At 72.8% G+C, this 26,856-nt stretch carries 24 protein-coding genes; 14 read left to right on the plus strand and 10 right to left on the minus strand.

Annotation, left to right across the window (positions count from 1 at the left end; all coding sequences use genetic code 11):
• Window positions 1–161: 161 nt before the first annotated feature.
• Entirely contained in the window at window positions 162–530 is a 369-nt protein-coding gene (locus tag BDZ31_RS04005) for a hypothetical protein (RefSeq protein WP_183339219.1), read from the minus strand.
• A 160-nt stretch (window positions 531–690) separates the two neighbouring features.
• Between BDZ31_RS04005 and BDZ31_RS04010 the strand changes: the two genes are divergently transcribed.
• Together BDZ31_RS04010 and BDZ31_RS04015 are read left to right on the plus strand one after the other, a co-directional pair.
• Window positions 691–1,851, plus strand: coding sequence for an amidohydrolase family protein (locus BDZ31_RS04010; RefSeq protein WP_183339221.1), 1,161 nt, complete (start codon window positions 691–693; stop codon window positions 1,849–1,851).
• 60 nt (window positions 1,852–1,911) lie between these two features.
• Window positions 1,912–3,291, plus strand: a complete 1,380-nt coding sequence (locus BDZ31_RS04015) for an MFS transporter (RefSeq protein ID WP_183339223.1) — start codon at window positions 1,912–1,914, stop codon at window positions 3,289–3,291.
• Window positions 3,292–3,293: 2 nt separating this feature from the next.
• Here BDZ31_RS04015 and BDZ31_RS04020 read toward each other — a convergent pair whose 3' ends face one another.
• From BDZ31_RS04020 to BDZ31_RS04030, 3 genes are all read right to left on the minus strand, one after another.
• Window positions 3,294–3,827 carry a hypothetical protein gene (locus tag BDZ31_RS04020; RefSeq protein ID WP_183339225.1) on the minus strand — a complete coding sequence of 178 codons (534 nt, stop codon included), beginning with the start codon at window positions 3,825–3,827 and terminating at the stop codon, window positions 3,294–3,296.
• Complete coding sequence (locus BDZ31_RS04025; RefSeq protein WP_221242803.1) at window positions 3,824–5,227, minus strand: HD domain-containing protein; 1,404 nt, start codon at window positions 5,225–5,227, stop codon at window positions 3,824–3,826. Before BDZ31_RS04025 ends, BDZ31_RS04020 begins: the two co-directional genes overlap by 4 nt.
• 81 nt (window positions 5,228–5,308) lie before the next feature.
• A complete protein-coding gene (locus BDZ31_RS04030; RefSeq protein ID WP_183339227.1) occupies window positions 5,309–6,520 on the minus strand; it encodes a YibE/F family protein in 1,212 nt (403 codons plus the stop codon).
• A gap of 31 nt (window positions 6,521–6,551) precedes the next feature.
• On the opposite strand from BDZ31_RS04030, the gene BDZ31_RS04035 reads away from it, so the two are divergent.
• The 4 genes from BDZ31_RS04035 (at window position 6,552) to BDZ31_RS04050 (ending at window position 12,737) form a co-directional block, all read left to right on the plus strand.
• Window positions 6,552–7,607, plus strand: a complete 1,056-nt coding sequence (locus tag BDZ31_RS04035) for a hypothetical protein (protein WP_183339229.1) — start codon at window positions 6,552–6,554, stop codon at window positions 7,605–7,607.
• Window positions 7,608–7,852: 245 nt separating this feature from the next.
• On the plus strand, window positions 7,853–9,391 hold the full coding sequence (locus tag BDZ31_RS04040) for a sulfatase (protein WP_183339231.1): 1,539 nt from the start codon (window positions 7,853–7,855) through the stop codon (window positions 9,389–9,391).
• A complete protein-coding gene (locus tag BDZ31_RS04045) occupies window positions 9,391–10,911 on the plus strand; it encodes a sulfatase-like hydrolase/transferase (RefSeq protein ID WP_183339233.1) in 1,521 nt (506 codons plus the stop codon). Before BDZ31_RS04040 ends, BDZ31_RS04045 begins: the two co-directional genes overlap by 1 nt.
• Window positions 10,908–12,737 (plus strand): DHA2 family efflux MFS transporter permease subunit, encoded by a 1,830-nt coding sequence (locus BDZ31_RS04050; RefSeq protein WP_183339235.1) that lies wholly within the window; start codon window positions 10,908–10,910, stop codon window positions 12,735–12,737. The genes BDZ31_RS04045 and BDZ31_RS04050 overlap by 4 nt, the downstream gene beginning before the upstream one ends.
• A gap of 50 nt (window positions 12,738–12,787) precedes the next feature.
• On the opposite strand, the gene BDZ31_RS04055 is transcribed toward BDZ31_RS04050, so the two are convergent.
• Window positions 12,788–13,687, minus strand: a complete 900-nt coding sequence (locus BDZ31_RS04055) for a PHP domain-containing protein (RefSeq protein WP_183339237.1) — start codon at window positions 13,685–13,687, stop codon at window positions 12,788–12,790.
• A gap of 86 nt (window positions 13,688–13,773) precedes the next feature.
• On the opposite strand from BDZ31_RS04055, the gene cysC reads away from it, so the two are divergent.
• The 3 genes from cysC (at window position 13,774) to BDZ31_RS04070 (ending at window position 15,185) form a co-directional block, all read left to right on the plus strand.
• Window positions 13,774–14,397 (plus strand): adenylyl-sulfate kinase, encoded by a 624-nt coding sequence (gene cysC / locus BDZ31_RS04060; RefSeq protein ID WP_183339239.1) that lies wholly within the window; start codon window positions 13,774–13,776, stop codon window positions 14,395–14,397.
• A 162-nt stretch (window positions 14,398–14,559) separates the two neighbouring features.
• Complete coding sequence (locus BDZ31_RS04065; RefSeq protein WP_183339241.1) at window positions 14,560–14,781, plus strand: AbrB/MazE/SpoVT family DNA-binding domain-containing protein; 222 nt, start codon at window positions 14,560–14,562, stop codon at window positions 14,779–14,781.
• Window positions 14,778–15,185: a PIN domain-containing protein gene (locus BDZ31_RS04070; RefSeq protein ID WP_343075515.1), complete on the plus strand. Its 408-nt coding sequence runs from the start codon at window positions 14,778–14,780 to the stop codon at window positions 15,183–15,185. The genes BDZ31_RS04065 and BDZ31_RS04070 overlap by 4 nt, the downstream gene beginning before the upstream one ends.
• A gap of 36 nt (window positions 15,186–15,221) precedes the next feature.
• Here the strand turns inward: BDZ31_RS04070 and BDZ31_RS04075 are convergent, their stop codons facing one another.
• From BDZ31_RS04075 to BDZ31_RS04090, 4 genes are read right to left on the minus strand one after another with little or no spacing between them, the layout of a single operon-like run.
• The gene (locus tag BDZ31_RS04075; protein ID WP_183339245.1) at window positions 15,222–16,193 is read right to left on the minus strand and encodes an ABC transporter permease; all 972 of its coding nucleotides are present in this window, start codon (window positions 16,191–16,193) and stop codon (window positions 15,222–15,224) included.
• The gene (locus BDZ31_RS04080; protein ID WP_183339247.1) at window positions 16,190–17,203 is read right to left on the minus strand and encodes an ABC transporter ATP-binding protein; all 1,014 of its coding nucleotides are present in this window, start codon (window positions 17,201–17,203) and stop codon (window positions 16,190–16,192) included. The genes BDZ31_RS04075 and BDZ31_RS04080 overlap by 4 nt, the downstream gene beginning before the upstream one ends.
• On the minus strand, window positions 17,203–18,435 hold the full coding sequence (locus BDZ31_RS04085) for a hypothetical protein (RefSeq protein ID WP_183339249.1): 1,233 nt from the start codon (window positions 18,433–18,435) through the stop codon (window positions 17,203–17,205). The genes BDZ31_RS04080 and BDZ31_RS04085 overlap by 1 nt, the downstream gene beginning before the upstream one ends.
• Window positions 18,432–19,841, minus strand: a complete 1,410-nt coding sequence (locus BDZ31_RS04090; RefSeq protein WP_183339251.1) for a sensor histidine kinase — start codon at window positions 19,839–19,841, stop codon at window positions 18,432–18,434. The genes BDZ31_RS04085 and BDZ31_RS04090 overlap by 4 nt, the downstream gene beginning before the upstream one ends.
• A gap of 221 nt (window positions 19,842–20,062) precedes the next feature.
• Between BDZ31_RS04090 and BDZ31_RS04095 the strand changes: the two genes are divergently transcribed.
• The 3 genes from BDZ31_RS04095 (at window position 20,063) to BDZ31_RS04105 (ending at window position 22,231) form a co-directional block, all read left to right on the plus strand.
• Window positions 20,063–21,343, plus strand: coding sequence for an alkane 1-monooxygenase (locus BDZ31_RS04095; RefSeq protein WP_183339253.1), 1,281 nt, complete (start codon window positions 20,063–20,065; stop codon window positions 21,341–21,343).
• Between the two features lie 82 nt (window positions 21,344–21,425).
• Window positions 21,426–21,590, plus strand: a complete 165-nt coding sequence (locus tag BDZ31_RS04100; protein ID WP_183339255.1) for a rubredoxin — start codon at window positions 21,426–21,428, stop codon at window positions 21,588–21,590.
• Window positions 21,591–21,625: 35 nt separating this feature from the next.
• A complete protein-coding gene (locus BDZ31_RS04105; protein WP_183339257.1) occupies window positions 21,626–22,231 on the plus strand; it encodes a TetR/AcrR family transcriptional regulator in 606 nt (201 codons plus the stop codon).
• Window positions 22,232–22,316: 85 nt separating this feature from the next.
• On the opposite strand, the gene BDZ31_RS04110 is transcribed toward BDZ31_RS04105, so the two are convergent.
• Window positions 22,317–22,982: a response regulator transcription factor gene (locus BDZ31_RS04110; RefSeq protein ID WP_183339259.1), complete on the minus strand. Its 666-nt coding sequence runs from the start codon at window positions 22,980–22,982 to the stop codon at window positions 22,317–22,319.
• Between the two features lie 264 nt (window positions 22,983–23,246).
• Here BDZ31_RS04110 and BDZ31_RS04115 point away from each other — a divergent pair, with 264 nt between their 5' ends.
• The gene (locus tag BDZ31_RS04115; protein ID WP_183339261.1) at window positions 23,247–24,329 is read left to right on the plus strand and encodes an EfeM/EfeO family lipoprotein; all 1,083 of its coding nucleotides are present in this window, start codon (window positions 23,247–23,249) and stop codon (window positions 24,327–24,329) included.
• A 7-nt stretch (window positions 24,330–24,336) separates the two neighbouring features.
• Complete coding sequence (locus tag BDZ31_RS04120; protein ID WP_183339263.1) at window positions 24,337–26,847, plus strand: FTR1 family protein; 2,511 nt, start codon at window positions 24,337–24,339, stop codon at window positions 26,845–26,847.
• The last annotated feature ends 9 nt before the right edge of the window (window positions 26,848–26,856 follow it).

A 26,856-nucleotide genomic window follows, 5' to 3' on the forward strand; every position in this document is an offset into this window, starting at 1 on the left:
CGGCGCCGCCCCGGGGGGCGCGGCGGGCGCGCGGTCGGGTCCCCGGGGGGGGCCGCCGCGGCGCCCCCCCCCCCCCCCCCCGGGCGGGGGGGGGGGGGGGGGGGCCCCCCCCCCCCCCCCCCCGCCACTGCTCCCCCGGAGCTGAGCGGAGAAGGCGGCGCTCAGACCTGCGCGTGCTGGGGGACGTGGGAGGCGGCTTCGAGGAACAGCGCCATCGGTCTCGCCACCCCTTCGTTGACCCAGCCGTCGAGGACTCTCAGCTCGTCGACGACGAGCTGGGCGTCGATCGTGATGCGCTGGAAGCGCTCGTCCTCCTTGACCGCGTCGAGCTGGTCGTGGCTGCCGTGGAGCAGCATCATCCCGTCGATGCCGCCGCCCGGTCCGAGCAGCACCACGTCGAACCGCTCGATCCGGCCTTCGTCCTGCAACGTCGCGTAGTAGCCGACCGCGTCGTTGAAGACCTCGAGCGAGCGCGCCTCTCGCCCGCGGGCCACCTGGCCCCACGTCAGACAGAGCGTCCTGTCGGCCATGGTCACTCCTCTCTCTGTCGGCCGAGCCGGCCGCTCGGCCGTTCGGCACCCGACCCTCCCACCGGCTTCCGGTGCGCGCAAGGCCGCACGCGTGCCAGGCTCGCCGACGGCAAAATGAATACAGTTTGCGGACCAGGATGGAAGAGGAGGCCGCAGCGTCGTGAGTGTCGCCATCGTCAACATCGGTCGCTCGCATCGGGGCGATCTCGCCGGGACGCCGTTGGAGGGCGACGCGCTCGTCTGCGCCGACGGCGCGATCGCGTGGGTCGGGTCGTCGGCCGACGTGGCGCGCGGCGATCACGAGCGGGTGCTCGACGCCGGCGGCGCCGGCGTCGTCCCGGGCCTGATCGACTCGCACGTCCACATCACCTTCGGCGACTACACGCCGCGCCAGCAGACCGTCGGCTACCTGGAGAGCTATCTGCACGGCGGCACGACGCGCGCGATCACCGCGAGCGAGGTGCACACCCCCGGCCGGCCGTCGGACCCGGCCGGCGTGAAGGCGCTGGCGGTCGCCGCGCAGCGCTGCTTCGCCGGCTTCAGACCGGGCGGGGTGACCGTCCACGCCGGCTCGGTGATCCTCGAGCCGGGCCTCGAGCGCGCCGACTTCGACGAGCTCAGAGCGCAGGGCGTGTGGCTGGCGAAGGCCGGCTTCGGCGCCTTCGACGGCCCGCTCGACTACGTGCCGGTGGCGCAGGCGGCGCGCGCGGCCGGACTGCTCGTGACCTGCCACACCGGCGGCGGCTCGATCCCCGGCTCGCTCGACCGGATCGACGCCGGCGCGGTGATCGCGATGGGCGCGCACGTCTCCTTCCATGTCAACGGCGGGCCGACCGCGATGTCGCCCGAGGACAACGAGAAGATCGTCGTCGAGGGCGGCGAGGTCGCGCTGCAGCTGGCGATGGCCGGCAACCTCCGCTCGGCGCTCGACATCTGCCGGCTGGTGCGCGAGCACGACAGATACGACCGCCTGCTGATCTCGACCGACACGCCGACCGGCACCGGCGTCGTGCCGCTCGGTATGTTCCACCTGATCGCCGAGCTGGTGTCGCTGGAGGGCTTGAGCGCCGAGGCGGCGATCGCCGCGGCGACCGGCTCGGTCGGGCGCGTCTACGGGCTCGACGCCGGCCTGCTGGAGGTCGGCCGCCCGGCCGACCTGCTGGTGCTCGACGCGCCCCTGGGGTCGATGGGCGACGACTGGGCCGGCGCGCTGCGGGTCGGCGACGTGCCGGCGCTCTGCGCGGCGCTGACCGGCGGCGAGGTCCGCTTCACGAAGAGCCGCAACACGCCCGCGCCGAAGCGGCCGGTGCGCGAGCTGTAGCGAGGGGAGCGGCGGCGCGCCGGAGGCCGCCGCCGCGCCAGACGCCGTATCGTCCTCGGCATGGCCGCCGCCCCTCTGGCGCGGCGCAGCGGGGCGACGATCGCGAGCCTCACGCTCGCGTCGCTCGCCTACGCCGTGATGCAGATGATGGTCGTGCCGGCGCTGCCGGCGATCGAGCGCGACCTCGGCGGCGGGCCGGGCGGCGTCGCCTGGCTGATCTCGGCCTTCCTGCTCAGCACCGCGATCGCGACGCCGGTGCTCGGACGGCTCGGCGACATGTTCGGCAAGGAGCGCGTCCTCGTCGCCGTGCTGGCGCTGTTCGCGGCCGGCGGCCTGCTCGGCGCGCTCGCGACCTCGCTGCCGATGCTGATCGCGGCGCGCGCGATCCAGGGCTTCGGCGGCGCGATCTTCCCGCTCGCCTTCGCGATCGCGCGCGACGTGCTCCCGCCGCGCCGGCTGCCGCTGGCGATCGGGCTGATGTCGGGCACGTTCGGCGTCGGCGGCGGCATCGGCGTCGTCGCCAGCGGCGTGATCGTCGACCACGCCTCGTGGCACGGGATCTTCTGGCTCGGGATCGCGATGCCGCTCGTCGCGATCGCCGGCGTGCGGCTGTTCGTGCCGCCGTCGCCGGCGCGCGAGCGGGTCCGGATCGACTGGGTCGGCGCGCTGCTGCTCGCCGGCGGCCTGGTGCCGCTGCTGCTGGCGGTCTCGCGCGGCCAGGCGTGGGGCTGGGCCTCGCCGCCGGTCGTCGGGCTGTTCGCGGGCGGTGCGCTGACGCTGGCCGCGTGGGTGCGCTGGGAGCTCGGCCGCCGCGAGCCGCTGATCGACGTGCGGCTGCTCTCCAACCGCGCCGTGTGGACGGTCAACGCCGCCGCGCTGTGCATCGGCTTCACGCTGTACGCGACCAGCTACCTCGTGCCGCAGCTCGTCCAGAGAGATCCCGCGACCGCCGGCGTCGGCTTCGACGCCAGCACGACCGAGGCCGGTCTGTTCCTGCTGCCGGCGATGCTCGCCGGGCTGGTCTTCGGCCCGCTCGCCGGTCTCCTCTCCAGCCGCGTCGGCGCGAAGCGGCCGCTGCTGCTCGGCGTCGCGGTGATGGCCGCCGGCCAGGCGCTGCTCGCCTTCGCCCACGACGAGGCATGGCAGGTCCACGCCGGCACCCTGCTGGCGTACGGCATCGGCCTGACGTTCGCGATGACCGCGACATCGAGCCTGATCGTCGGCGGCGTCCCGCGGGGGCAGACCGGCGAGGCGACGGGGATGAACACGATGGTCCGCACCGTCGGCGGGGCCGTCGGCAGCCAGGTCGTGACGGCGCTCGTCATCTCCAGCGGCGCCGTCTCCAGCCACGGCTTCACGCTCGCCTTCGCCGTCTGCGGCGCGCTGCTGCTCCTCGCCGTGCCGCTGTGCGCGGCGGTCCCGGTCGCGCGGCGGCGCTGAGCCTAAGCGGTCGGTGCGACGAGCGCGTCGATCTCCTCGACTGCGTCGATCGCGTCGGAGAGCTCGATATGAGGCTTCTTCGCGATCAGACGCTCTGCTCGGGCGGGCACGGAGGCGTCGTCGTGGTGGCGGGTCATCCACATGGCAGTGGCGAGCCGTTCGAGATCTGTGACTCCCCGGCCTCCGAGCCATGACGCGACCCAATCGAGATCCTCGCCATACCGAGCCATCGTCTTCTGCATGCGGTGCTCGAGCGCTCGGCCGCGGTCGGTGACCTGCAGCTGCGGGCCGTACGGGAGACGGCGGGGCTCTCGCTCGATCAGGCGGTCGGACTGCATCGACGCCAGCTCGTCACGAAGCTCGAACGAGAACGGCCCGTGCTTGTACAGGATGAAGTCGAAGGCGAAGGGCACGCCTCTCAGCTCGTGGAGCAGGTACGCGGCCTTTTGGACATGCGTCTCTCCACCCCAGCTGTCCGCGTCTCGGAGACGGCGGACAAGTCCTACGAGCACAGCGTCTTGCGCCAACCGGTTCATGTCGTCACCTCCTCGTCGATCTCTTCGGTCTGCGCGTCGAGCGCCTCTTCGAGAATCTGCTCGCGCTCGCGCGAGATCCAACGCGCAAGCTCCGGGCGAATCGATCTGTCGGCCAGAACATATTCGTCCGGAGACGTCGGAAGCTTCCCGAAGACGTCGGACAGGCCGAGCGCCGAGACGCTTCTTCCGTCTCGGTCAAACACCGGGAAATCGGGGGCTGCGCCGCGTGAAGGGCTCGCGCCGTGGCGGACGAGCTCGGGGCTGAAACGCTCGGCAGCCGCATCGGCAAGAGCGCGAACGTCATCGCTGGAGTCGTCGGGAGAGCGGACATAGGCGACCTTGAAGTGGTCGCGGCTTACGATCCGTCGCGCGGCGCGATGGCCGGGAGCGCTCGGGCTTCTTGCGGCGAGCTTGATCGCGCACAGGACATCGCTGTCGTCTCGAGCGAGATGCGCGGATGGGTCGGCGGCAAATCTCCCGTCGGGCAGCCATTCGACGAGAAAATCCTTCAGATGCTCGTTGTACGCCAGACGCGTCGGGTGGTAGTAGACCTGGGAGAACATGAAGTACCGGGCGAGCAGGAGTGCCTCTGCGCTCTGGAGCCCACCGCGTTCACATCCGAGTGTCGGCTCCGCGAGGCCTTCACCTTCCCCTTCCTCGCGCGGAGCGGACGGCATGATTCGCAACGTGTCGATCAGGCGGTGGTGATCAAACCGGCCGTAGGTCGCACCAGTGTGCAGCGAGTCGCGCAGCAGGTAATCCATGCGATCGGCGCCGAACGCGTCGCCGACGATGATTTCCGCCAGGATCGCCTCCCAAGGGTCGAACTCGAGTCTGAGCCCGAGCTTCTCCGCCTTGCGCGGTCCAAGCGCAAGCTTGCCGACGAGGTCCGGTCTCACCGGTGGCACGAGGTCCGCGAGGATCGTCGCCATATCAGAGTGGAGGATGTCCCACGTGATCCGCTCGTGATCGACCCCGTCGGGCAAGAGCGCGTCCTCGGCCGCATGCGAGAACGGCAGATGGCCGAGATCGTGGCAGAGCGCGGCCATGCGGACCACGGTTCGCCAGTAGCCATGGTCCTTCGCACTGGGGAAGACATCCCGGACGGCGTCAGAGCGCTTGTCGTCCCGTGTGACCGTGTCGTAGATGCGCCCGGCAAGCTCCATCACGCCAAGGGAATGCTCGAAGCGCTTGTGAGAGGCGCCGGGATACACGAGGTAGGTGAGGGCGAGCTGATGGATGTTGCGAAGCCGCTGGAAGGGCACCGAATCGATGACCGCTCGTTCGTCATCGTCGAAGTGCACGAATACGTGAACGGGATCTCGGACCTCGTGAATGCGCTTGCTCACAAAGCGGAGTGTTCCTGAACCGGAATGGCGTCGCGCCAGGAGAACGGTCATGCGAACTTACGTTCGCAGTTGTGGTCGCGGTTCGCTACCCCATGTAACTGGGAACGGCGGCTGCAGCGGTTCCGGCGCCGTTCAGTGGACGTGCGCGTGGCCGTGGGCGGCCTCGTGCTCGAGCTCGGCGCGCGAGGTGTGCAGCGCCAGCCACGCCGCCAGCGCGGTCGTGAATGGGACGGCGGCGATCAGGCCGATCGAGCCGACGAGCGTCGCGACGACCTGCTCGGAGACGAGCTCGAGGTTGAGCGCCTCGTCGACGCCGAGCGCGCCGGAGGCGAAGATCAGCAGGACCGGCAGCGACGAGCCGGCGTAGGCGAGCACGAGCGTGTTGACGGTCGCGGCGACGTGGTCGCGGCCGACGTCCATCGCGCCCTTGAACAGCTGCGCGAAGCCGAGCGCGGGGTTGGCGGCGCGCAGCGCGAAGACGGTCGAGGACTGGCTGACGGTGACGTCGTCGAGCACGCCGAGCGCGCCGATGATCATGCCCGCGATCAGCAGCCCCTGGAGCGAGACGGTCGGGTCGGCGAGCCGCAGCGCGAACGCCTCCTCGCCGGCGAGCCCGGTCAGCCGCGTGGCGCTCGTGAAGAAGGCCGCGAGGCCGGCGGTGAGGAGCAGGCTCGCGATCGTCCCGAGCATCGCGGCGACCGATTTCGCGCCGCGCCCGTGGGCGAGCGCGATCGCGATCATCCCGATCGCCAGCGAACCGGAGATCGCGACCGCGACCGGCGGCTTGCCGTCGAGGATCGCCGGGATGATGTACAGCAGCACGATCAGCAGGCTGATCCCGAGGCCGGCGAGCGACAGCAGGCCGCGCAGCCGCGACAGCACGAGCACCATCACGGCGAACAGCCCGAACAGGACCAGCAGCGCCGGGCCGCGCTGGAAGTCGACGAGGTCGTAGGTGCTCTGGCCGTACTCCTCGTAGCCGGGGATCTCCTGGGCGCGCGCGACGCGCAGCTTGTCGCCGACGTGGACCGGCGGGTCGACGCCGTTGGCGTTCCACTGGATCACGCCCCTTCTGCCGGCGTCGTCGCCGCTGTCGACGTGGATCAGCACGCGCACGCAGCGATCGCTGACGGTCGCGCCGCACGGCCGGTCGTCGATGCCGGTGACGGTCGCGCGGTCGCTCGGCTGGACGACCTCGCTGAAGCGGTCGGCGACGCCGGTCGGCCGCATCACGACGATCGACACGATCGTGCCGAGCGCGACGAGCAGGATGAAGGCGCGCGCGGCGCCGAGCAGCGTGAAGCGGGAGATCGACGCATTGAAGCAGCGGAGCCTTAAACGCAACTCCGACGCCTCGCTTCACGTCTTGGAAGACATGAGCACGGGACAGGGACGGACCATCGCGGCGACGGCAGGGATGCTGCTGGGGCTCGCCGCCGCAGCGGCGGCACCGACCGCGATCGCCGCGCCGAAACCGGCCAAGCCGGCGATCGCGGTCGGCAGAAGCGCCGACGGGAAGGCGAGCTTCCGGCTCGAGGGGCGGAGGCTGATCGTCACCTTGCGCCAGCCGTTCGCGAGACGCAGAGCGGGCACGCGACCGCACGTGACGGCGATCTGCGGCGAGGCGCTCGACGGCGCGCCGGCCTCTCGCTACCGCAGATTCCGGGACGTCTTCCTGCTCGACCCGGCGCGCCGCGCCTTCACCGTTTCGCCGCGGGTCCGCAGACTCCGGCTGCAGCTCGACCGCGACATCGCGGCGCGGGCGAACTGGTGCGGAGTGCGGTCGAGCGTAAGAGGCGGGAGGCGCTTCCTCTGGGCGCGGACCACGCTGCGACGGGGCAGCCGGCCGGGCTGTGTGGCGACCGCAAGAAGCCCCGTCGAGTCCGAGCGGGCGATCGCCGAGTACGTCTACGGCTGGAAGAACGGTGCGGGTTCGGTCGGCGACTACGCGCTGCGGGCGTGTCTGAGACCCGACGGGCCGTGGCGGGTGCTCACGAGGGGCGTGTGGACGAAGTACGGGTCCACGGGACCCTGGGGCGCCGTCCTGAGCGGGAGCCGGATCGTCTGGGCTGTCGGCCCGACCGGCGACGGCTGCTCGATCTGGCGGACCGATCTCGCCGGCGGCGCTCCCGAGCGGCTCGCCTCCTCGCCCGATCCGACGCTCGCCGACGCCTGCCCGCGCGAGCACGGACTCGCGATGAACGGCAACCAGGGCGTGCTCGTGCTCGGCGAGGCCGGTGGTCTCGCGTGGATCGTCCGCGGATACGGGGAGCCCGTGCTCGATCAGCTCAACGTGGCCGACTCCGACGGCAGCACGGTCACGCTCGCGTCGGCGCCCGCAGAGTCGATCTCGGACATCGCGATCTCCGCCGACGGCCTCACCGTCACCTGGCGCGAGCACGGGATCGGGAGAAGCGCGCCGATGCCATGACGACTTCGACGTAATGCCCGGTGGGGAGGCGGCAGAAGGTCGTCGTGGGCCGCCTTCCTCTCACTTCGCTCTCAGCCAGATCGGCGAACATCGGGAGGATCGGCAAAGATTTATGTCGACGAGACGAGCGCAACTTGGTTGCGCTTGTCGTGTTGGCAGTGCCGGTAGGACCCGGATCCCCCGAGCTGGAGCGAAATTTGAGCTGTAGAGTCGCGGCGTGCGCCGCATCCGTGAGGCAGTAGCTGATGGCGGCGCGGCGATTCACACGACGCGGAGCGCTGAAGGCGGGCGCGGCCGGAGCGGCCGCGGTCGGCCTGTCCGCCTGCGGTGACGAGTACGAGCCGACCGGCGCGCGGTCCTCCGACGCGCCGAACGTCATCCTGGTCGTGCTCGACTCGACGCGGGCCGACTACATCGGCGCGTACAACCAGAACGCGCTCGCGAGAACGACGAACATCGACGCGCTCGCGAAGCGCTCGCTGAAGTTTGACCTGGCGATACCGGAGGCGATGCCGACCGGCCTCGTGCGCCGCACGCTGCTGACCGGGATGCGCAGCTTCCCCAACCGCGACTGGGTGCTGTCGCCGCCGATGCCGGCGGAGGTCGGCTGGACCCGCCCACTGCCCCACCAGCAGCTGATCACCGAGGTGCTCGGTCACGCCGGCGTCACGACCGCCTACGTCACCGACAACCCGTTCCTGATCGGCCCGCGCTACCTCGACTTCCGCCGCACGCTCGACATCGGGCGCCCCGACTTCTCGCAGGGCGCCTACCGCGCCTTCAACTCGCCGTTCAGACGCCCGGCGCCGCGCAGCGCGATCGAGAAGTACCTGATGCCGGCGCTGTCGGACACCGTCGAGGTCCGCCGCCTGCAGGACTACGTCGGCTGGAACTCGATGTACCGCGTCGGCGAGCGCAACTACTCCGCTGCGCGCGTCATGCGCGGCGGGATGGACGCGCTCGACGACCTCAAGGACAGACAGCCGTTCTTCCTCGGCGTCGACTCGTTCGACCCGCACGAGCCGTTCGACGCGCCGCCGGTCTACGTCCGCGAGATAGAGGGGCAGCCGAAGGGGATCCAGAAGAGAGGGATCCTGCCGATCCAGCCGTTCCTGACGCCGGCTTCCAGACTCGAGAAGGTCGACATCGACAGCGACACGCTCCAGCTGATCCGCGAGCTGTACGCCGCCGAGCTGACCTTCGTCGACGTCTGGCTCGGCAAGCTGCTGAACAAGCTCGACGACCTCGGCCTCACCGACAACACGGTCGTCTACTTCATCTCCGACCACGGCATCACGCTCGGCGAGCACGGCATCATCGGCAAGTCGACGCCGCGCCCCTATCGCGAGATCCACCAGATCCCGTACCTGATAAAGGACCCCACCGGGCGGATGGCCGGCAAGACGAGCAGATACTTCGCCTCGACGCACGACGTCGCGCGGACGATCCTCTCCTTCCAGGGCGTCCGGGCGCCCGGCGCGATGAACGGCGAGGACCTGACCGTCCTGTTCGACGGCCGCGAGCCGACGCCGCGCCCCTACTACACCTCCTGCTACCAGGAGACCTGGATCTGCGGCGACTACGAGTGGCTGATGATCTCGACGCCGGACGGCTCCAGAAGAGAGCTGTACGACCTCGTCAACGACCCGGGCAACACGAGAGACGTCGCGGCGACGGCGCCGGGCGCCAGAGAGAAGATCGACGAGCTGTGGAGGGTGCTGGTGAACGAGGCCGGCGGCACGCTCCCGGTCTTCCACGACCACATCGGCGTGGTGGGCGGCTGATGGGCGACCAGCGACGGATCTCGCGCCGCGCCCTGCTGCGCGGCGGCGGCGCCTCGGCCGGCCTCGCGGCGCTCGGCGGCGCCGGGCTGCTGTCGGCGGCCGCGAACGCACAGGCGCAGGAGGGCGAGAGAAGACGCCCGAACGTCGTGCTCGTCGTCCTGAGCGGCGTCCGCGCCGACTACGTCGGCGCCTACGACGACGTCTTCGACGATCGCGACGCCAAGACGCCGAACCTCGACAAGCTCTCCGACCAGTCGCTGCGCTGGAGATACGCGACGCCCGACGGCCTCGGCGCGGTGCCGATGCGCCGGGGGCTGCTGACCGGGATGCGCAGCTACCCGTTCCGCGACTGGCGGCGGACCGCGGGGATGCCGGCCGTCCCCGGCTTCAACAAGGTCTACGACTTCCAGCCGCTGCTGCCGGAGCTGGCCGCCGCCGCCGGGATCAGAACGGTCTACGTGACCGACAACCCGACGCTCGACGGCCCGCGCTTCCGCCCCTTCGTCCGCCGCACCGGCCGGCTGCCGCTGTCGAGCGGCTTCCAGCCGACCGAGCGCGACTACCTGCTGCCGCTCGGCGGCCCGGTGCAGCGGAGACGGGAGGAGCCGACGACGAAGACGCTGCGCGCCGGCGTCAGGCTGATCGACGAGCTGAAGGGGAGACAGCCGTTCTTCCTCGCGCTCGACGCCTTCGATCCGGCCGACGCGTTCACGATGCCGCGCCAGTACCGCGCCGGCGTCGGCCCGCTCCACGACGACGTCTCGCTGCCGAAGGACCACGTCTACACCGACAGCATCAAGGTCGAGGCCGGCGACGCCGTCAAGCGCGAGGTGCGCTCCCGCTACGCCGCCGAGGTCGAGGCGATCGACAAGGAGCTCGGCAGGCTGCTCGACAAGATCGACGACGCGGGGCTCGCGGACGACACGGTCGTGATGGTCGTCAGCGACGGCGGCGTCGCGCTCGGCGAGCAGGGCGTCTACGGCAGCCCCGTCGGCGTCTGGCACCGCCGCGCCTACCACGTGCCGTTCATGCTGCGCGACCCCGAGCGCCGCTGGGCCGGCGACACCAGCTCGTGGTTCGTCTCCACCCACGACATCCCGACGACGCTGCTCGCCTTCTGGGGGATCGTCGCGCCCGGCAAGATGCAGGGCGAGGACCTGACGACCCTGCTGGAGGAGTTCGACCTGCCGCCGCGGCCGTACTACACGACCGCGATCGACACGCACGTCGTCGTCGGCGATCGGCACTTCCTGCTGATAGGCCGCGCCGACCAGGACCGCTGGCGGCTGTACGAGGCCGAGGACGAGGACGATCCCGACGACCTGCGCACCGAGACCGTCAAGTCGCCGACCGTCCTGGAGCGGCTGAGACGGTACGCGCTGACCGCCGCCGGCGGGACGCTGCCGCAGTTCGACGACTTCTCCGCGATCCAGCCGCGCGAGCCCGACCCGCCGGACAAGAGAGTCGCCGACGACGGCACGCTCGACGAGGACGAAGCGAGAGCGAACGAGCTGCGATGAGCGCGAAGAAGGCAAAGACACGCGTCAACCCGCCCGCAGAGACCCTCCACGCGATCAAGTGGAAGGTCTTCGGCGTGATGATGATCGCGTGGTTCATGTCGATGCTCGACATGTCGATCATGAACACGGCGCTCCCGGAGCTGCAGCACGACTTCGAGACCAACCTCCCGAACGCGTCGTGGGTCGTCAACGTCTACAACATCGTCTTCGCGGTGCTGCTGGTCGCGACCGGCCGCCTCGCCGACCAGTTCGGCCGCAAGAAGATGTTCATCGGCGGTCTGCTCGTCTTCACCGTCGGCTCCGGCCTCTGCGCCGCGGCGTGGGAGATCGGCTGGCTCATAGGCTTCCGCGCGGTGCAGGCGATCGGCGCCGGCATGATCGCGCCGCTCGGCTTCGCGATGACGGCGCTCGTCTTCCCGCCGCAGCAGCGCGGCAAGGGCCTCGCGATGATCGCCGTCGTCGCGCTCGTCGCCAACGGCCTCGGCCCGGTGATCGGCGGCGGGCTGATCGAGATCGCCAGCTGGCACTGGATCTTCATCGTCAACCTGCCGCTCGGCGCCCTCGGCGTCGTGCTCGCGTGGCGCTGGTGGCCCGAGACCTACGACCTCAGCGCGACGCGGCGGATCGACTGGGTCGGGATGGCGCTGCTCGGCCTCGCCGTCTCGATGTTCACCTACGGCCTCGTCGAGGCCAACGTCAGAGGGTGGAACGACCCCCAGATCCTCTTCTTCATCCAGCTGTCGGTCGTCGTCGGGATCGGGTTCGTCTTCTGGCAGAACCGCGCGAAGGACCCGATGGTCCCGCCGGCGCTGCTGAGAAACCGGCAGTTCCTCTCGGCCAACCTGGCGATGGTGATCCTTGGCGCCGGCGCGGTCGGCGGCCTGTTCCTGCTGGCGCAGGTGTTCGTCAACCTGTGGGGCTTCTCGCAGCTGGAGGCCGGGCTCTGCCTGCTGCCGATCGGCGTCTGCGGCGGCCTCGTCTGGCCGCTGGTCGGACGGGCGGCCGACAACGCGCCGGCCTACCGGCTCGCGATCCCGGCGCTCAGCTCGCTCGCGATCGGCCTGATCTGGTTCTCGTTCATGCCCTCCACCTACGAGGGGGTCGGCGACTACCTGATCGTGCTGCCGGGCCTCGTCTTCATCGGCATGGGCATCGGCGTCGGCTTCCCGACGCTCAACGTCGGCGCGATGAACGCCGCGATGGGGCCAAACCTCGGCGTCGCCTCGGGCATCATCAACACCTCCCGCCAGCTCGGCTCGGCGCTCGGCGTCGCGCTGCTGATCACCGTCTTCACGACGACCGCGGGCTGGCACCTGTCGTGGAAGCGCGACCCGATCCACGACAACTCGTTCGTCTACGCCGTCCCCGACCCCGTCGCGTTCGGCGCCGTGCGGGCCGACATAGCCGAGTTCTCCGGCGCGGCGAAGCGCAAGGAGACCGCGCCGGTCGGCTACGACCGCTGGCTGCGCCGCGAGGCCGCGGGCGTCGCGCGCGACGGCTTCGGCTGGGCCTTCCGGATCGCCGCGCTGCTGCTGCTGGCGATGATCCCGGTCGCGCGCAAGCTGACGCTGACGCCGGCCGAGGCGCGCGCCAACGCGGCGCGGATGGCGCAGCAGGCGTCCGCCGGCGCGGCGGCCGCGCCCCCGGCCGGCGCGGGCGTCGGAGCGCCCGGCGTGGCGGCCGGCGTGCCCGCGATACCGGCGGGCGCCGGGGCGGTCGCGGCCGGCGCCGGCAACGGCGGCGTCGAAGGGCGGATCGCCGAGCTCGAGTCCGCGCTGCGCGGGCTGCGCGCCGAGCTGTCGGAGAGACAGGAGCGGCCGCGGTGAGCAGCCGCCCCCGCTGTCGGGGCGCGCGCCCCGCCCTCCGCGCGGCCGCCTCAGGCGGCCGCTTCGGCGGCGCGCGCCGCCGCCTGCTCCAGCTTGGAGAGGTCGGGCGCGTACCCGTGCAGCTCGTGCGCGAGGAAGGTTCTGAAGAGACGGTGCTCGGGACCGTGGTAGTCGGAGGAGCCGGTCGTCAGCAGGCCGAGCGCGGCGCAGCGGTCGGCGAGCAGCTTCGTCTGCGCGGCGTCGTGGGTCGGGTAGAAGACCTCGACGCCGTCGAGCCCGGCCGCTGCGAAGCGGTCGATCGCGCCGAGCACCTCGGCGTCGGCGTCGATGTCCCAGAAGGGATGCGCCCAGATCGCCAGGCCGCCGGCCTCGTGGATCCAGTCGATCGCCTCGAAGACGGTTGGATGCGTGCGCGCGAGGTATCCGGGCGTACCGGGTATCAGGTACGCAGGGATGAACGAGGAGACGTCATCGTGCCCCTCGCGCTCCAGGCGCTCCGCGTTGTCCGGGTGGATCAGGACCGCCTGCGCGAGGTGGGGACGCCCGATCGGCTTGCCGGCCGCGCGCCGGGCGGCGAGCGGCGCGTCGTCGACGGCGAAGCCGAGCTCGTTCAGCTTCTGCGCCATGCGCTCGGCGCGCAGCTCGCGGTCAGCGCGGGCGGCGCGCAGGCGCTCGGCGAGGGCGGGATCGCGATGGTCGATCCCGTAGCCAAGGACGTGGAGGTCCTCGTAGGACCCGTCGACCGCGGAGATCTCCGTGGACGGGACGATCGCGACGCCGTGGCGGGCCCCCGCGGCGATCGCCTCGCCGACGCCGTCGACGGTGTCGTGGTCGGACAGGGCGAGCAGCTGCACGCCGGCCGCGGCCGCGTTCGCGACCACCTCCGCGGGCGCCAGGACGCCGTCGGAGTGGAGCGAGTGCGACTGCAGGTCGAAGGTCGGCTTCGTCATGGCCGGTCACCTTATCGGTCGCGTGCGGACCGGCTGCCGCCCGGCGCATGCGCAGGTCGAGCAGCGGCGACGAGGAAGGAACGATGATGACGAGTGCCAACGTCACCTGGCACGAGGGAGCGGTCGGCCGCATGGAGCGGTGGCAGTCGCTCGGGGCCCGTGGCGCGACGCTCTGGTTCACCGGCCTGCCGGCCTCGGGCAAGTCGACGGTCGCCGCGGCCGTCGAGGCCCGCCTCGTGCGTGACGGTCGGGCCGCCTACCGGCTCGACGGCGACAACCTCCGCCACGGCGTCTGCGGCGACCTCGGCTTCTCGCCCGCGGACCGCGAGGAGAACGTCCGCCGCACCGCCGAGGTCGCGCGGCTGCTCGCCGACGCCGGCACGATCGCGATCGTCTCCGTCGTCTCGCCGTTCGCGGCCGGCCGCGCCGCCGCGCGCGCGCTGCACGAGCGCGACGGCCTCCAGTTCGTCGAGATCTTCGTCAACACCCCCGTCGAGGAGTGCATCCGGCGCGACCCGAAGGGGCTGTACAAGCGCGCCCGCGCCGGCGAGCTGCAGGGGATGACCGGCGTCGACGCGCCGTACGAGGCGCCGGTGGACCCCGACGTCGAACTGACCTTCGGCTGCGACGTCGGCGAGGCGGTCGAGCGGGTCCTCAGCGCGCTCGACCCGGCGCCCGCCGCAGTGCGAGGTACGCAGCCCGCGCGCTGAAGGTCTCGCGCATCTGCGCGGTGACCTCGTCGCGGAGCTCTTCGCGGTGGCGATGGCGCCGAGCGCCAGCCCAGCTCCGGCTTCACGCCGATCGGCTGCACGCGGCACCGCCGCCACATCGATAGGGGCGACAGCGCAAGTAGGAATCGCTACGCTCGATGTATGAAAGCGATCGTGTCCGAGAAGGGCCAGGTGACGATCCCGAAAGCGCTGCGAGATCGGCTCGGGATACGCGCCGGCGAGGTACTCGACTTCGAGGCCGAGCGCGGGCGCTTGGTCGCGCGCAAGCAGGTCGAGAACGATCCTGTCGACGCCGTGTACGGGATTCTCGACCTCGGCGCCTCGACTGACGAGCTGCTGACGGAGCTGCGCGGCAGCGCGTGATCACCGCCGTCGACACGAGCGTCCTACTCGACGTCTTGGGCGCTGATCCCGACTACGGCGACGCATCACGCGCTGCGTTGAGGGAATGCCTGCGCGACGGCGCGCTCGTCGCCTGTGACGTCGTCTGGGCGGAGACGGCTGCCTTCTTTCCCGACGCCCGGCGCGCGGCAACCGCGCTGGACCGGCTCGGCGTGCGCTTCTCCGCGCTCGATGAGGAGGCGTCGCTCGCCGCCGCGAGAGCGTGGCGGGCCTACCGCCGAAGGGGCGGCAGACGGGCGCGGGTCATCGGGGACTTCCTGGTCGGCGGACATGCCTCCATCCATGCCGATCAGCTGCTCACGCGCGACCGCGGCTTCTCGCGGACGCACTTCAGAGGGCTGCGGCTGCTGGACCCGTCGCGCTGACCGGACGGTCGGGGCGCGACGGATCGCTGGCGCCGCTCAGCCGCCGGTCACGTCGCGGCGCATGAAGACGAGCAGGGCGGCGATGAGCGACGGGACGGCGTAGAGGGCGCAGACCCAGGCCGAGCGGACGATCGGCGCCCAGTCGATCGGCTCGCGCAGCAGGCCCTGCCAGGCGTCGAACTGGGTCGACAGCAGGTAGGGGCGGATCGCGTCGAGGCCGGAGATCAGGCCGATGATCTGGAGGATCAGCGAGAACATCAGCGCGCCGACGACCGCCGCCGCCGAGTTGCGCGTGACGGTCGACAGCAGCAGCGCGATCGACGCGATCGCGAGCACCGGCATCAGGTACGCGAGCAGCGCCGCGCCGAGCAGCGTCAGCCCCCGCCCGGTCTCGATCGTCGTCCCCGACAGCGAGACGAGCGGGTCGAAGCCGTAGCGCAGGCAGCCGAGCAGCAGGCCGGTGCCGGCGAACAGGACCAGCGCCGTCACCGCGTAGGTGAACGCGGCGAGCACCTTCGCGACGAAGATCTGATGGCGGTCGACGGAGCGCGTGAGGATCGTCTTGAGCGTGCCGTTGCCGTCCTCGTTGGCGACGATGTCGCCTGCGACCAGCGAGACGATCAGCGGGAACAGCCAGATCGAGCTGAACAGCAGCAGCACCGGCGGGATCGCGAGCCCGGTCTGCGTCACGTAGCGGCCGAACGGGACCTCGTCGGGCCCGCTTCCCTGTGCCTCGAGCGCCGCGAGGAAGATGATCGGCACGATCACCGCCGCACCGAGCCCCAGGTACGTGCGCTTCTGCGCGCGCAGCTTCAGCAGCTCCCACTTGTAGACCGCGGCGGTCCGCGGCCGGCGGGCGCGGGCACGCGCGGCGCGCGCCGCCGCGGGGGCGGCCGCGCCGGAGCGGGCGTCGGCCGCGCCGCGCGCCGCCTGCCCGGCCGGGGCGCCGGGTGCGGAGGCGCGCGCGGCCGGCGCGGCGCCGCGGGCGGCGATCTCGGGCGGGCTCATGCGGGCACCTCCTGCTCGTCTCCTTCGGTGAAGCGGAAGAACAGCTCCTCCAGCGACGCCGCCGCCGGCACCAGCGCCGTGACGCCGACGCCGTTGTGCGCCAGCGCGAGCGACAGCAGCGCCGCCTCCTCCTCGTCGGCGGCGAAGGTGAGGCCGTCGGGGCCTCTGCGCAGATCGCTGACGTCGGGGCGGTAGGAGCAGACGTCCCACGCGCGCTCGTCGTCGGTCGTGCGCAGCCGGTAGCGCTGCCCGGTCGAGCGCAGCAGCGCGTCGAGCGCGCCCTCGTAGATCACCCTGCCGGAGCGGACGATCGCGACGCGGTCGCACAGCTCCTCGACCTCGCCCATCAGGTGGGAGGAGAGCAGCACGGTGATGCCGTCGGCGGCGAGCCGTCTCACCAGCTCGCGCATGTCGCGCATGCCGGCCGGGTCGAGGCCGGTCGTCGGCTCGTCGAGCAGCAGCAGCCTTGGGTCGCGCAGCAGCGCGGCGCCGATCCCCAGCCGCTGCTTCATCCCGTGCGAGTAGCCCTTCACCTTGTCGCCGTCGCGGCCGGCGAGGCCGACCGTCTCGAGCGCCGCGTCGATCCGGTCGGGGGCGTCGCCGCCGTCGAGCGCGGCCATCAGCTCGAGGTTGCGGCGGCCGCTCAGGTACGGGTAGAAGCGCGGCGCCTCGACGAAGCCGGCGACGCCGTCGAGCGCGGCCGCGCCCTCTTCGAGCGGGTCGCGGCCGAACAGCTTCGCCGTCCCCTCGTCGGGGCGGATCAGTCCGAGCAGCATCCGCAGCGAGGTCGTCTTGCCGGCGCCGTTGGGACCGAGATAGCCGTAGACGGTGCCGGCCTCGACAGTGATGTCGACGTGGTCGACCGCCGTCAGGTGGCCGTAGCGCTTGACCAATCCGCGCGCCTCGATCGGGTGGGGCGCGGCGACGGTCGCCGTCGGGGCGGAGGAGCGCGCCTCGGGCGTCAGCTCCTCCGACGCGATCCGAGGCCGCTGGTCGAGTGACGGGGCCATCAGCGCAGCTCCCGCGCCGCCGTCTCGGCCGCCTGCGGCGGGATCGAGCCGGCGACGACGTGGCCGACGCCGTCGCGCTCGAACGTCACGAGCGTGCCGAGCGCGGTCGCCAGCTCGCTGCCGGTCGCGCCGTCGATGTTGATCCGCGGCAGCTGCAGCCCATGGTCGCCGCCGCCGAACAGCGGTCCCCCGGCCGTCTCGTCGCCGACCTCGAACTGGGCGACGACGATCGCGCCGAGCCCCTCGCCGTAGGTGACGATCGCGGTCGGTCTGCCGTGCGGGCGCGCCAGCCAGACGGCGCGGCGCGGGAGGCCGGCGAGCGTCTTGGGCGCCGCGAGCTCGAACGGCAGCCGCGCCTGGACCGCGTCGACGCCGCGGACCGCGCCGAGCTTCGCGCCGCCGGCCGCGCCGGGCGCGCCGCGGCCGGAGGCGTCGTCGGCCGGGCTGAGGTCGGTGACCTCGGCGTCGTCGGGCAGGTCGGCGGCGAGGTCGTCGGCGTCCAGCGCGCCGTAGGAGACGTCGGTCGCCTCCAGCTCCAGCACCGGGTCGGACTCGCCCTCGGCGTAGACGGCGGCGCGCAGCGGTACGCCGTTGGCCGCGTCCCACGCCAGCGTCGCGGCGCCGAGCAGGCCGCCGTCGTGCTTGGGCGCGATCCGCACCGAGTAGCTCGGCCGGCCGGCGAGGTTGACCGCGTCGGGGCCGGCGAGCGACCACGTCTCGGCGAGCCGCGCGAGCCCTCTTCTGACCTGCTCGAGCGTCGGCGGGGTGCCGTGCGCTCGCTCCCCGCGCGCGTCGCCGTCGGCCTCGTCGGAGGGCAGCGCGATCCGGTAGGCGGAGTTGGAGCGGGCGTCGTAGACGGTCAGCGCTCTGCCGTCGGAGCTCACCTGCGCGTCGCCGCCGTCGGACTGCAGCTCGAGCCGGAAGCGGCCGTCCTCGGCCCACCACAGCCGGCCGGAGGCGCCCGACAGCAGCGGCGTCGGGCCGCTGTGGCCGCCGCTCGGCATCGCGCCCGACGGGATCAGGCGGTTGGTGAACTCGATCCGCGCGCTGACGCCCTCCACGCGCGGCGCCGTCAGCGCCTGGTGGATCGCGTTCGCAAGCGGGACCCGCGGCGGCACGCGGTCGCTGCCGCCGAGCGCGGCCTGCGCGATGCCGGCGCCGGCGATCAGCACGACCAGGCCGGCGATCACGGCGATCAGTCTGCGGGTCGAGATCGTTCGCAAGCGGTTCATGACGGTTCCTTCGCGTCGGGTGGCGCGTGAGTTGTATGCCCGTTCTTTGAGAGATCCTTGAGAGGGAGCTCCAACGTGAAGGTCGCGCCGGCGACGGTCGCGCGGCCGCCGTGGCGCGCCGCCGTCGCCTGCACGATCGCGAGCCCGAGCCCGGAGCCGCCCTCCGCCGCGCCCTCGCCGCGCCAGAAGCGCTGGAAGGCCCGCTCGGCCTCGTCGGGGCCAAGGCCCTCGCCCTCGTCGCTGACGGCGATCCTGGCGTGCCGCGCACCGCCGCTGACGGCGATCTCGATCCGGCCCTTGGGCGGGCCGTGGCGCTCGGCGTTCTCGACGAGGTTGCGGACGGCCCGCGCGAGCGCGTCGCGATCGCCGCGCACGAGCGCGTCGCCGCCGGCCGTCACGACCGTCGTGCGCGGATGGTCGGCGGCGACGTCGCGCGCCAGCGCGGCGAGGTCGACCGTCTCGCCGCCGGCCTGCGCGGCCTCCTCGGCGGCATCCTCGCGCGCGAGCGCGAGCAGGTCGTCGAGCAGCTGCGCGAGCCGCTCGGCGTCGTGCTCGATGTCGGCGAGCGCCGCCTCGTCGGCGCCGTGGCGGGCGACGTAGGCGGCGTTGCCGCGCAGCGCCGTCAGCGGCGTGCGCAACTCGTGCGAGGCGTCGTCGACGAAGCGGCGCTCGCGCGCGCGGGCGCGTGCGAGCGAGTCGAGCATCGTGTCGAGCGTCGCCGTCAGGCGCCCGACCTCGTCGCGCGCGGCGGCGCCGCGGCCGCCCAGCCGGCGCGACGGGTCGCCGGTGCGGGCGATCTCCTCGGCGTCGTCGGTCATGCGCGTGAGCGGTCGCAGCGCGCGCCGCGTCAGCCAGACGGCGAACAGCGCCGCGAGCGCCGCCGCGACGATCGCCGCGACCAGCACGAGCCCGCGCAGCGGGTCGACGATGTCGGCGATCCCGCTCGTCGTGCCGGCGACCGCGACCGCGCCGCCCGCCGCCGGCCCGCCGCCGACCGTCCCGATCGGCGCGGCGTAGACGCGCAGCTCCTCCTCGCCGAGCCGCACGTCGCCGAAGTCTGCGTCGCGCTCGTGGAGCGCTCGCCGCAGCGCCGCCGCCTCGGGCAGCACGCGGCCGCCGAGCGCGCCGGAGCGGGCGACGATCCGGCCCTGGTCGTCGACGACCTGAACGTACGCGGCGCTCGTGCCGACGCGCCCCTCCAGCACGCCGGCCGCGGTCAGCAGTCTCGGCGTCGTGGCGGCGAGGCGGGCGACCTCGACGGCGCGGTCGCGCAGGCCGTCGTCGAGCGAGCTGCGCAGCTGGCGGTCGACGAGCGTCAGCGTCGCCGCGCCGAGCAGCGCCACCGCGATCGCGATCGCGAGCGCCGCGGCGAGCGCGACGCGCACGCGCAGCGAGAGGCGGGACATGCGCTGAAGCGTAGTGCCGCGCGCCGCCGCCGACAGCGCCGGGCGGCCACGGATCTCCGACGGCACCGCGGCGCTGCTCCCGTCGCGTCGCGAACGCGGCTCCAGGTCCCTCGTCGGGTCCCGCGCGGCTCTCGCAGGCGGCTTCTCGGTTGACACACATCCGCTCTCGTGTCAATCTCGCGTACGCAGGTTGCGTTGACGATCCCGGAGGAGACGCAGTCATGTCATCTGTTGAGGGCGCGCACGACTCGTACGGCGACGAGGCGCACCACCACCATCACCACCACGACGACGGCGTCGAGCTGACGCCCGCGACGTGGAAGGACGGCAAGCGGTACGCCTGGCTGCTGGGGCTGATAGTCCCGCTCGCCCCGTTCATCGCCTGGGGGCTGGTCGAGGCGACCGGCGTCGACGCCTTCTGGTTCCTCGGCCCGGTGCTCGTCTTCGGCGTCTTCCCGCTGCTCGACCTGGCGATCGGGACCGATCCCGACAACCCGCCCGACAGCGTCCTCAAATGGCTCGAGCAGGACCGCTACTACCGCTGGTGCACCTACGCGTTCATCCCGCTCCAGTACGCCGGTCTCGTGCTCGCCTGCTGGCTGTGGGCCGACGGCGGGCTGTCAGTCGCCGCGTCGATCGGGCTGGCGCTGACGATGGGCGTCGTCAGCGGGATCGCGATCAACACCGCCCACGAGCTCGGCCACAAGCGCGCGAGCAACGAGCGGTGGCTGTCGAAGGTCGCGCTCGCGCAGAGCGGCTACGGCCACTTCTTCATCGAGCACAACCGCGGCCACCACGTCCGCGTCGCGACGCCGGAGGATCCCGCCAGCTCGCGCGTCGGCGAGTCGTTCTGGGAGTTCCTGCCGCGCACCGTCAAGGGCAGCGTCACGTCGGCGTGGGAGCTGGAGGCGGTCCGGCTCGACCGGCTGAGAGCGCGCCACCTGAGCCTCAAGAACGACATCGTCAACGCCTGGCTGATGACGGTCGTGCTGTTCGCCGCGCTGACGCTGATCTTCGGATGGGTCGTGCTGCCGTACCTGCTGCTGCAGGCGGTGATCGGATTCTCGCTGCTGGAGGTCGTCAACTACCTCGAGCACTACGGCCTGCTGCGGCAGAGACGCGAGGACGGCCGCTACGAGCGGACCCGCCCCGAGCACAGCTGGAACAGCAACAACGTCGCCTCGAACGTCCTGCTCTACCACCTCCAGCGCCACTCCGACCATCACGCCAACCCGATGCGGCGCTACCAGGCGCTGCGCCACATGGACGGCGCGCCGCAGCTGCCGACCGGCTACGCGGGGATGATCGTGCTCGCATGGATCCCGCCGCTGTGGCGGCGCGTGATGGACCACCGCCTGCTCGACCACTACGGCGGGGACGTGACGCGCGCGAACATCCACCCGCGCACGCGCGACAAGGTGCTGCGCCGCTACGGCGGCGGCAGCGGCGCGGCCGGGGCCGGCGGCGCGGCCGGCGCGGCGGCGGCCGGAGGCGCTGCATGAGCGCGGCGGGCCGCGCCCAGGGGGCTTGCCCGCTTGGCGCGAACTCGCCAGGGGCTCGTTCGCGGAAGTCGGCGGTGTCCCCATGAGCGCGTGGAGATGCCCCGGCTGCGGCTACGTCTACGACGAGGCCGCCGGCCACCCGCGCGAGGGCTTTCCGGCCGGGACGCCGTGGAGCGAGGTCCCCGACGACTGGGCCTGCCCCGACTGCGGCGTGCGCGACAAGGTCGACTTCGAGCCCGAGGAGTGAGGGCGACGGCCGTCCCGGCTGCCACCATTGGGGGGATGCGCCAGGCCCGCACCCCCTACGCCGTCGCGGCGAGAGAGCTGCTGCGCGAGACGCTGTTCGACGCCGCCCGCGACCTGATCCAGGAGCGGCCGTGGGCGGAGGTCACGATGGCCGAGGTCGCGGCCGCCGCCGGCGTCAGCCGCCAGACGCTCTACAAGGAGTTCGGCTCGCGCGACGAGTTCGCGCAGCTGTTCGTCGTGCGCGAGGGGACCCGCTTCCTCGAGGCGGTCGAGCAGGCCGTCCGCTCCCACTTCGGCGACTCCCGCGCCGCCCTCGCCGCGGCGCTCGGCGTCTTCCTCGACGCCGCCGCCGAGGACCAGCTCGTGATCGCGCTGCTGCGCGATGACGGCACCGGCGGGATGCTGCCGCTCGTGACGACCCAGTCGCAGCCGGTCGTCGCCTTCGCCTCCGCGCGGCTGGTCGACGTGATCTGCGAGGGCTGGCCGCAGGCCGAGCGCGCCGACGCCGAGGTGCTCGCCGAATGCCTCGTGCGCCTCGCGCTCTCCTACGCGATGCTGCCGAAGGACCCGCCGGAGCAGACGATCCCGACGGTGATGGCGCTGATCGAGCCGTTCGTCGAGCGGGCGCTCGGCGCGGGCTGAGCCGGACGGCCGGCGGGCGCGCGCCGGCGGCGGGCCCGATCCGCCGGGCGGCCGCCAGCGAACGCGGCGGGCGCGCGCCGGCGGCTCAGCCGGCGAGCACGAAGCCGACGCCGCGGACCGTCTTGATCAGCGGCGGCTCGCCGAGCTTCCTGCGCAGGTAGGCGACGTAGCGGTCGACGACGTTCGGCTGCGCCTCCCATTCGCCGCCCCACACCTCCTCCAGCGCCCGCTCGCGCGAGATCACCGCGCGCGGGTCGCGCAGCAGCAACGCGAGCAGCTCGGCCTCGCGCGGCGTCAGCTCGAGGTCGCGCTCGCCGCGCGTCGCGCGGCCGGTCGAGGGGTCGAGCGTCACGTCGGCGAAGGCGAGCAGCTCCGGGACGGCCTTGCCGCGCCGCAGCAGCGCGCGCAGCCGGGCGCTCAGCTCCTCGGTCGCGAACGGCTTGACGAGGTAGTCGTCGGCGCCGGCGTCGAGGCCGGCGACGCGGTCGGAGACGGCGTCGCGCGCGGTCAGCAGGAGGATCGGCGTCGCGAGGCCCTTCCCGCGCAGCCGCCGCGCGACGGCCAGCCCGTCGAGGCCGGGCATCGCGACGTCGAGCACGACGGCGTCGGGCACGGCGCGCTCGACGGCCGCCAGCGCCGCACCGCCGTCCGCGACCGCCTGCACGCTCCAGCCCTCGGCGGCGAGCGTCCGCTCGAGCATCCGTCGGACGGGGGCGTCGTCGTCGACGACGAGCACGGTCTGCTGCGGCATCGGCCCAGCGTAGCCCGCGCTCGGATGGCGGTCGGTACGGGCTGCACGAGGGTCGCGCCGCCCGCGTTCGCCGGGGCGGGCGCCGGACCTGGCGTAGACGCTGACGCGCCCGCTTGACGGGAAGCTGCTCCGAGATGCGGACAGACGGGAATCCGGCGTTAGGATGCCCTAAGTCGCGTGCCGCCCTCCCCGGCGCGGCAAGGCCCACACGACCCAGGAGTGACGATGACGACGCCCACTCCGCGCTGGCGGAAGGCCCTCGCCATGCTCGCTGCAGGCGCGGCGCTCGCGTTCGCGCTCGGCGCATGCGGCGGAGACGACGACGGCTCGGCCGGCGCGACGACCGACGCCGCCACGACCGCGACGGCCTCGATCGACTACCGCTCGATCCAGGCGTACCTCTTCGACCACACGCGGCGGCTGGTCGACCACACCGCGACGCTGCGCAGAGACGCGGAGGCCTACCACGCGCTCGCCGAGGCGGCCGACTTCGACTACGCGCGGCTGCTCGCGACGAGACGGGCCGAGGTCGCGAGAGCGGTCAGAGCGCTGCAGCGGGACCTGCGCACCGCCAACCCCTCCTACGAGGAGATGGAGGGCGTCGTCGCGGGCGTGCCGGAGCTGGCCGACTACGACCTGATCATCGACGCCGGCAGCGACGCCAGCGACCCGGAGAACGCCGTCCCCTTCTCGATCAGGACGCCGGCCGGCAGAACCTACAGACAGCCGGGCAACTTCTTCGCGCTGGTCGAGACCTCGGTCTTCGGCACCGAGCCGAGATTCACCGTCAGCGGCGTCAGAGCCGACCTGGACGGCGACGGCACCGTCGAGTTCGGGGAGGCGCTGCCCGACGCCGACTTCCTCGTCGCGACCGCGCGCGACTTCCACGCGACCGCGAGAGAGCTCGACGCCGCCGCCCATGACTGGGAGCCGGCGCCCGAAGACGTCTTCACCGCCGTCGTCGTGATGACGCCGACGATGTCGGAGTACTTCGAGGCGTGGAAGAACTCGCGCTTCATCGCCGGCGGCAGAGCGACCGAGTCGGGCTTCGTCGGCACCTCGCGCCTCTCCGACATCGCCGACATCCTTGGCGGGCTCGTGCTGGTGTACGACTCGATCGAGCCGACGATCGCCGACGTCGACGCGCAGCAGGCGCGGCAGACCGGCACGTCGCTGCGGCAGCTCACCCGCTTCGCCGAGCGGCTGCGCGACGAGGAGGCCGGCGGCCGCAGATTCACCGCCAGCGACGCCGACGCGCTCGGCGGCGAGGCGCAGGACCGGGCGGAGGCGATCGCAGGACAGGTCTCGCAGGCGGCGACGCAGCTCGGCGTCACGCTGCAGGAGTAGCGCGACGATGACGCACCGCCTCCGCGCCCTTCCACTGCTGCTGGCGCTCCTCGCCGCCGTGCTGGCGGCCGGGGCGGCCGGGGCGGCCGCAGCGGGAAGCGCCAGCGCCGCGGCGGCCGGGCAGGCGCCGCCGTGGCAGGTCGCGCAGCGCGTCAGCGGCCAGCTGTTCGAGGCGCAGACGGCGCTGATCCTTGGCACGCGCGCCGACGCCGTCCGCGAGGTCGACGGCGCCCGCGCCCGCTACGTGCGCGCGCTCGGCGCGACGGTCGGCGCGGCCGACCGCGACGCCGACGCGACGATCCGCGCCGGCTTCGCCGACGCCCGCCGCGCCGCGGCCGCCGGCGACCAGGCGCGGCTGGCGGGCGCGCGCGGGGAGGTCCGCGCCGCGCTCTTCGCCGGCTCGTTCGCCGTCACGCTCGACGCGGTGCAGGACGGCGACGCCGCGACGGCGCGGGCGTGGCTGCTGCTGCGCGAGTTCCGCACCGCGACCCGCTTCACCCGCCCCGGCGGCGACGCGACGCTCGCCGTGCGCCAGCTGAGCCGTCGCAGAATCCCGCCGGCCGAGGCGCGCGCGATCGTCGCCAAGGACCTGCTCGACGCCTACCAGGCGCGGCTGCGCGAGCTGCTCGACGACGCCGCCCGCGGCGACGCGCGCGACCTGCCCAACCGCCGCGCCGAGGCGGCGGCGCAGGCGGCCGGCTACTTCGCGATCCTGCTGCCGCGCTACGTGCAGGAGATGGGCGACGCGAGCGCCGACCGCGCGCTCGCCGCCTACGGGCGGCTGGCGCGCGCGGCGCGGGCCGGCGACCGGCCCGCCTTCCGGGCGGCGCGCGACGACGCGGTCGCGGCGCTGGAGGGCTTCACCGCCGCGCCGTTCACCGACGAGGAGGCGGCCCGCCGCGCCCAGCAGCTGCTGCGCTTCCTCGCGCTGGTGCCGGTCGAGTACGGCCGCGGCGTGAAGGACGGGCGCGTCACGCTCGACTTCGAGATCCAGGAGGCCGACGCCTTCCAGAGAGGCGCCCTCGCCGCCTTCCAGGACCTCCAGTCGACGCTCGCCAAGCGCGACCCCGCGAGCACCGAGCGGGTCGCCGGCCAGCTCGAGCAGCTCGGCGCGATCGTCGACGCGGCGACGAGAAGAACCGACGGCGTCGCCGATCCCGGCGAGGTCGAGCGGCTGACCTCGCGGATCGAGGACGGCCTGGAGGCGGCGATGCCCTCCGCCTGGAAGGAGGAGACCGACGAGTCCGACTACGACCTGATCGCGCTGACGCTCGACCGCATGGAGGCGGCCGCCGGCGCCGGCCAGTACCGCCAGGCCGAGCAGGCGCGGCTGGAGGCGTACGCCTTCTTCGAGTTCGGCCCGGAGCGGCGGCTGAAGGCGTTCGACCCCGGGCTCGCGCTCGACGTCGAGGGGCTGATCTGGTTCGGCGCGCTCGACCACGAGGGGCTCGCGAACCTGATCGACCGGCGCGCCCCGCGCCGCGAGATCCACGCGACGCGGCTGGCGCTCGACGAGCGGCTCGCCGACTCGGCCGCGACGCTCGGCGACAGCGCGAACAAGGCGCAGGTCGTCGTCAACTCGGCGATCCTCGTCTTCCGCGAGGGGCTCGAGGCGGTCCTGATCCTCGCCGCGATCACCGCCTCGTTCATCGGCGCCAAGCGGCGGATGCGGCGGCCGGTGCTGATCGGCGCCGGCCTCGGCCTCGTCGCCTCGCTGATCACGTGGGCGCTGGCGCAGACGATCCTGACCTCCCTGGACCGGTACGGCGAGAAGCTGGAGGCGATCGTCGGGCTGGTCGCGATCGCCGTCCTGCTGCTGATCACCAACTGGTTCTTCCACAAGGTCTACTGGTCGGAGTGGATCGGCAAGTTCCACCGCCGGCGCAGGCGGCTGGAGAGATTCGACACGATCGGCTTCCTCTCGGCGCAGGTGATCGGCCTCGTCCTGCTCGGCCTCACGAGCGTCTACCGCGAGGGCTTCGAGACCGTCCTCTTCCTGCAGTCGCTGGAGCTGAGCGCCGGCACCGCGACGGTCGTCGAGGGCGCCGGGCTCGGCCTCGCGATGGTGCTCGCCGTCGCGGTGCTCACCTTCGCCCTCCAGCGCAAGCTGCCGTACAAGAAGATGCTGGTCGTCACCGGCGTGATGATCGGCTTCGTGCTCGTCGTGATGGTCGGGCAGACGGCGCGCACGATGCAGGGGACCGGCTGGCTCCCGATCACGCCGATCGACGCCGACCCGCCCTACTGGCTCAGCCTCTGGTTCGGCGTCTACCCGACGTGGGAGACGGTCGGCGCGCAGGTCGCGGCGATGGCGTTCGTGATCGGCTCCTACTTCCTCGCGCAGGAGGTGCGCGTGAAGCGGCCGCAGCGGATCGCGCGCCGGCGCCGCGCGACGGCATCGGCCGAGCCGGCGCTCGCGGGCGCCGGCAGCGACGCCGGCGACGCGGGGGATCGAGGAGCTGGCTCCATCGCGCAGGCGGGGGCTGGCTCCAACGCGCCGCGCGCGGACGACCGCTAGCCTCCCCGA

The organism is Conexibacter arvalis, from assembly GCF_014199525.1.
GTDB classification, from domain to species: domain Bacteria; phylum Actinomycetota; class Thermoleophilia; order Solirubrobacterales; family Solirubrobacteraceae; genus Conexibacter; species Conexibacter arvalis.

Coding starts and splice junctions, on each gene's coding strand:
- BDZ31_RS04005 (WP_183339219.1), bottom strand. CDS start 530: ATGGCCGACAGGACGCTCTGTCTGACGTGGGGCCAGGTGGCCCGCGGG.
- BDZ31_RS04015 (WP_183339223.1), top strand. CDS start 1,912: ATGGCCGCCGCCCCTCTGGCGCGGCGCAGCGGGGCGACGATCGCGAGC.
- BDZ31_RS04020 (WP_183339225.1), bottom strand. CDS start 3,827: ATGAACCGGTTGGCGCAAGACGCTGTGCTCGTAGGACTTGTCCGCCGT.
- BDZ31_RS04025 (WP_221242803.1), bottom strand. CDS start 5,227: ATGACCGTTCTCCTGGCGCGACGCCATTCCGGTTCAGGAACACTCCGC.
- BDZ31_RS04035 (WP_183339229.1), top strand. CDS start 6,552: ATGAGCACGGGACAGGGACGGACCATCGCGGCGACGGCAGGGATGCTG.
- BDZ31_RS04040 (WP_183339231.1), top strand. CDS start 7,853: ATGGCGGCGCGGCGATTCACACGACGCGGAGCGCTGAAGGCGGGCGCG.
- BDZ31_RS04045 (WP_183339233.1), top strand. CDS start 9,391: ATGGGCGACCAGCGACGGATCTCGCGCCGCGCCCTGCTGCGCGGCGGC.
- BDZ31_RS04050 (WP_183339235.1), top strand. CDS start 10,908: ATGAGCGCGAAGAAGGCAAAGACACGCGTCAACCCGCCCGCAGAGACC.
- BDZ31_RS04055 (WP_183339237.1), bottom strand. CDS start 13,687: ATGACGAAGCCGACCTTCGACCTGCAGTCGCACTCGCTCCACTCCGAC.
- cysC (WP_183339239.1), top strand. CDS start 13,774: ATGACGAGTGCCAACGTCACCTGGCACGAGGGAGCGGTCGGCCGCATG.
- BDZ31_RS04065 (WP_183339241.1), top strand. CDS start 14,560: ATGAAAGCGATCGTGTCCGAGAAGGGCCAGGTGACGATCCCGAAAGCG.
- BDZ31_RS04075 (WP_183339245.1), bottom strand. CDS start 16,193: ATGAGCCCGCCCGAGATCGCCGCCCGCGGCGCCGCGCCGGCCGCGCGC.
- BDZ31_RS04080 (WP_183339247.1), bottom strand. CDS start 17,203: ATGGCCCCGTCACTCGACCAGCGGCCTCGGATCGCGTCGGAGGAGCTG.
- BDZ31_RS04085 (WP_183339249.1), bottom strand. CDS start 18,435: ATGAACCGCTTGCGAACGATCTCGACCCGCAGACTGATCGCCGTGATC.
- BDZ31_RS04090 (WP_183339251.1), bottom strand. CDS start 19,841: ATGTCCCGCCTCTCGCTGCGCGTGCGCGTCGCGCTCGCCGCGGCGCTC.
- BDZ31_RS04095 (WP_183339253.1), top strand. CDS start 20,063: ATGTCATCTGTTGAGGGCGCGCACGACTCGTACGGCGACGAGGCGCAC.
- BDZ31_RS04100 (WP_183339255.1), top strand. CDS start 21,426: ATGAGCGCGTGGAGATGCCCCGGCTGCGGCTACGTCTACGACGAGGCC.
- BDZ31_RS04105 (WP_183339257.1), top strand. CDS start 21,626: ATGCGCCAGGCCCGCACCCCCTACGCCGTCGCGGCGAGAGAGCTGCTG.
- BDZ31_RS04110 (WP_183339259.1), bottom strand. CDS start 22,982: ATGCCGCAGCAGACCGTGCTCGTCGTCGACGACGACGCCCCCGTCCGA.
- BDZ31_RS04115 (WP_183339261.1), top strand. CDS start 23,247: ATGCTCGCTGCAGGCGCGGCGCTCGCGTTCGCGCTCGGCGCATGCGGC.
- BDZ31_RS04120 (WP_183339263.1), top strand. CDS start 24,337: ATGACGCACCGCCTCCGCGCCCTTCCACTGCTGCTGGCGCTCCTCGCC.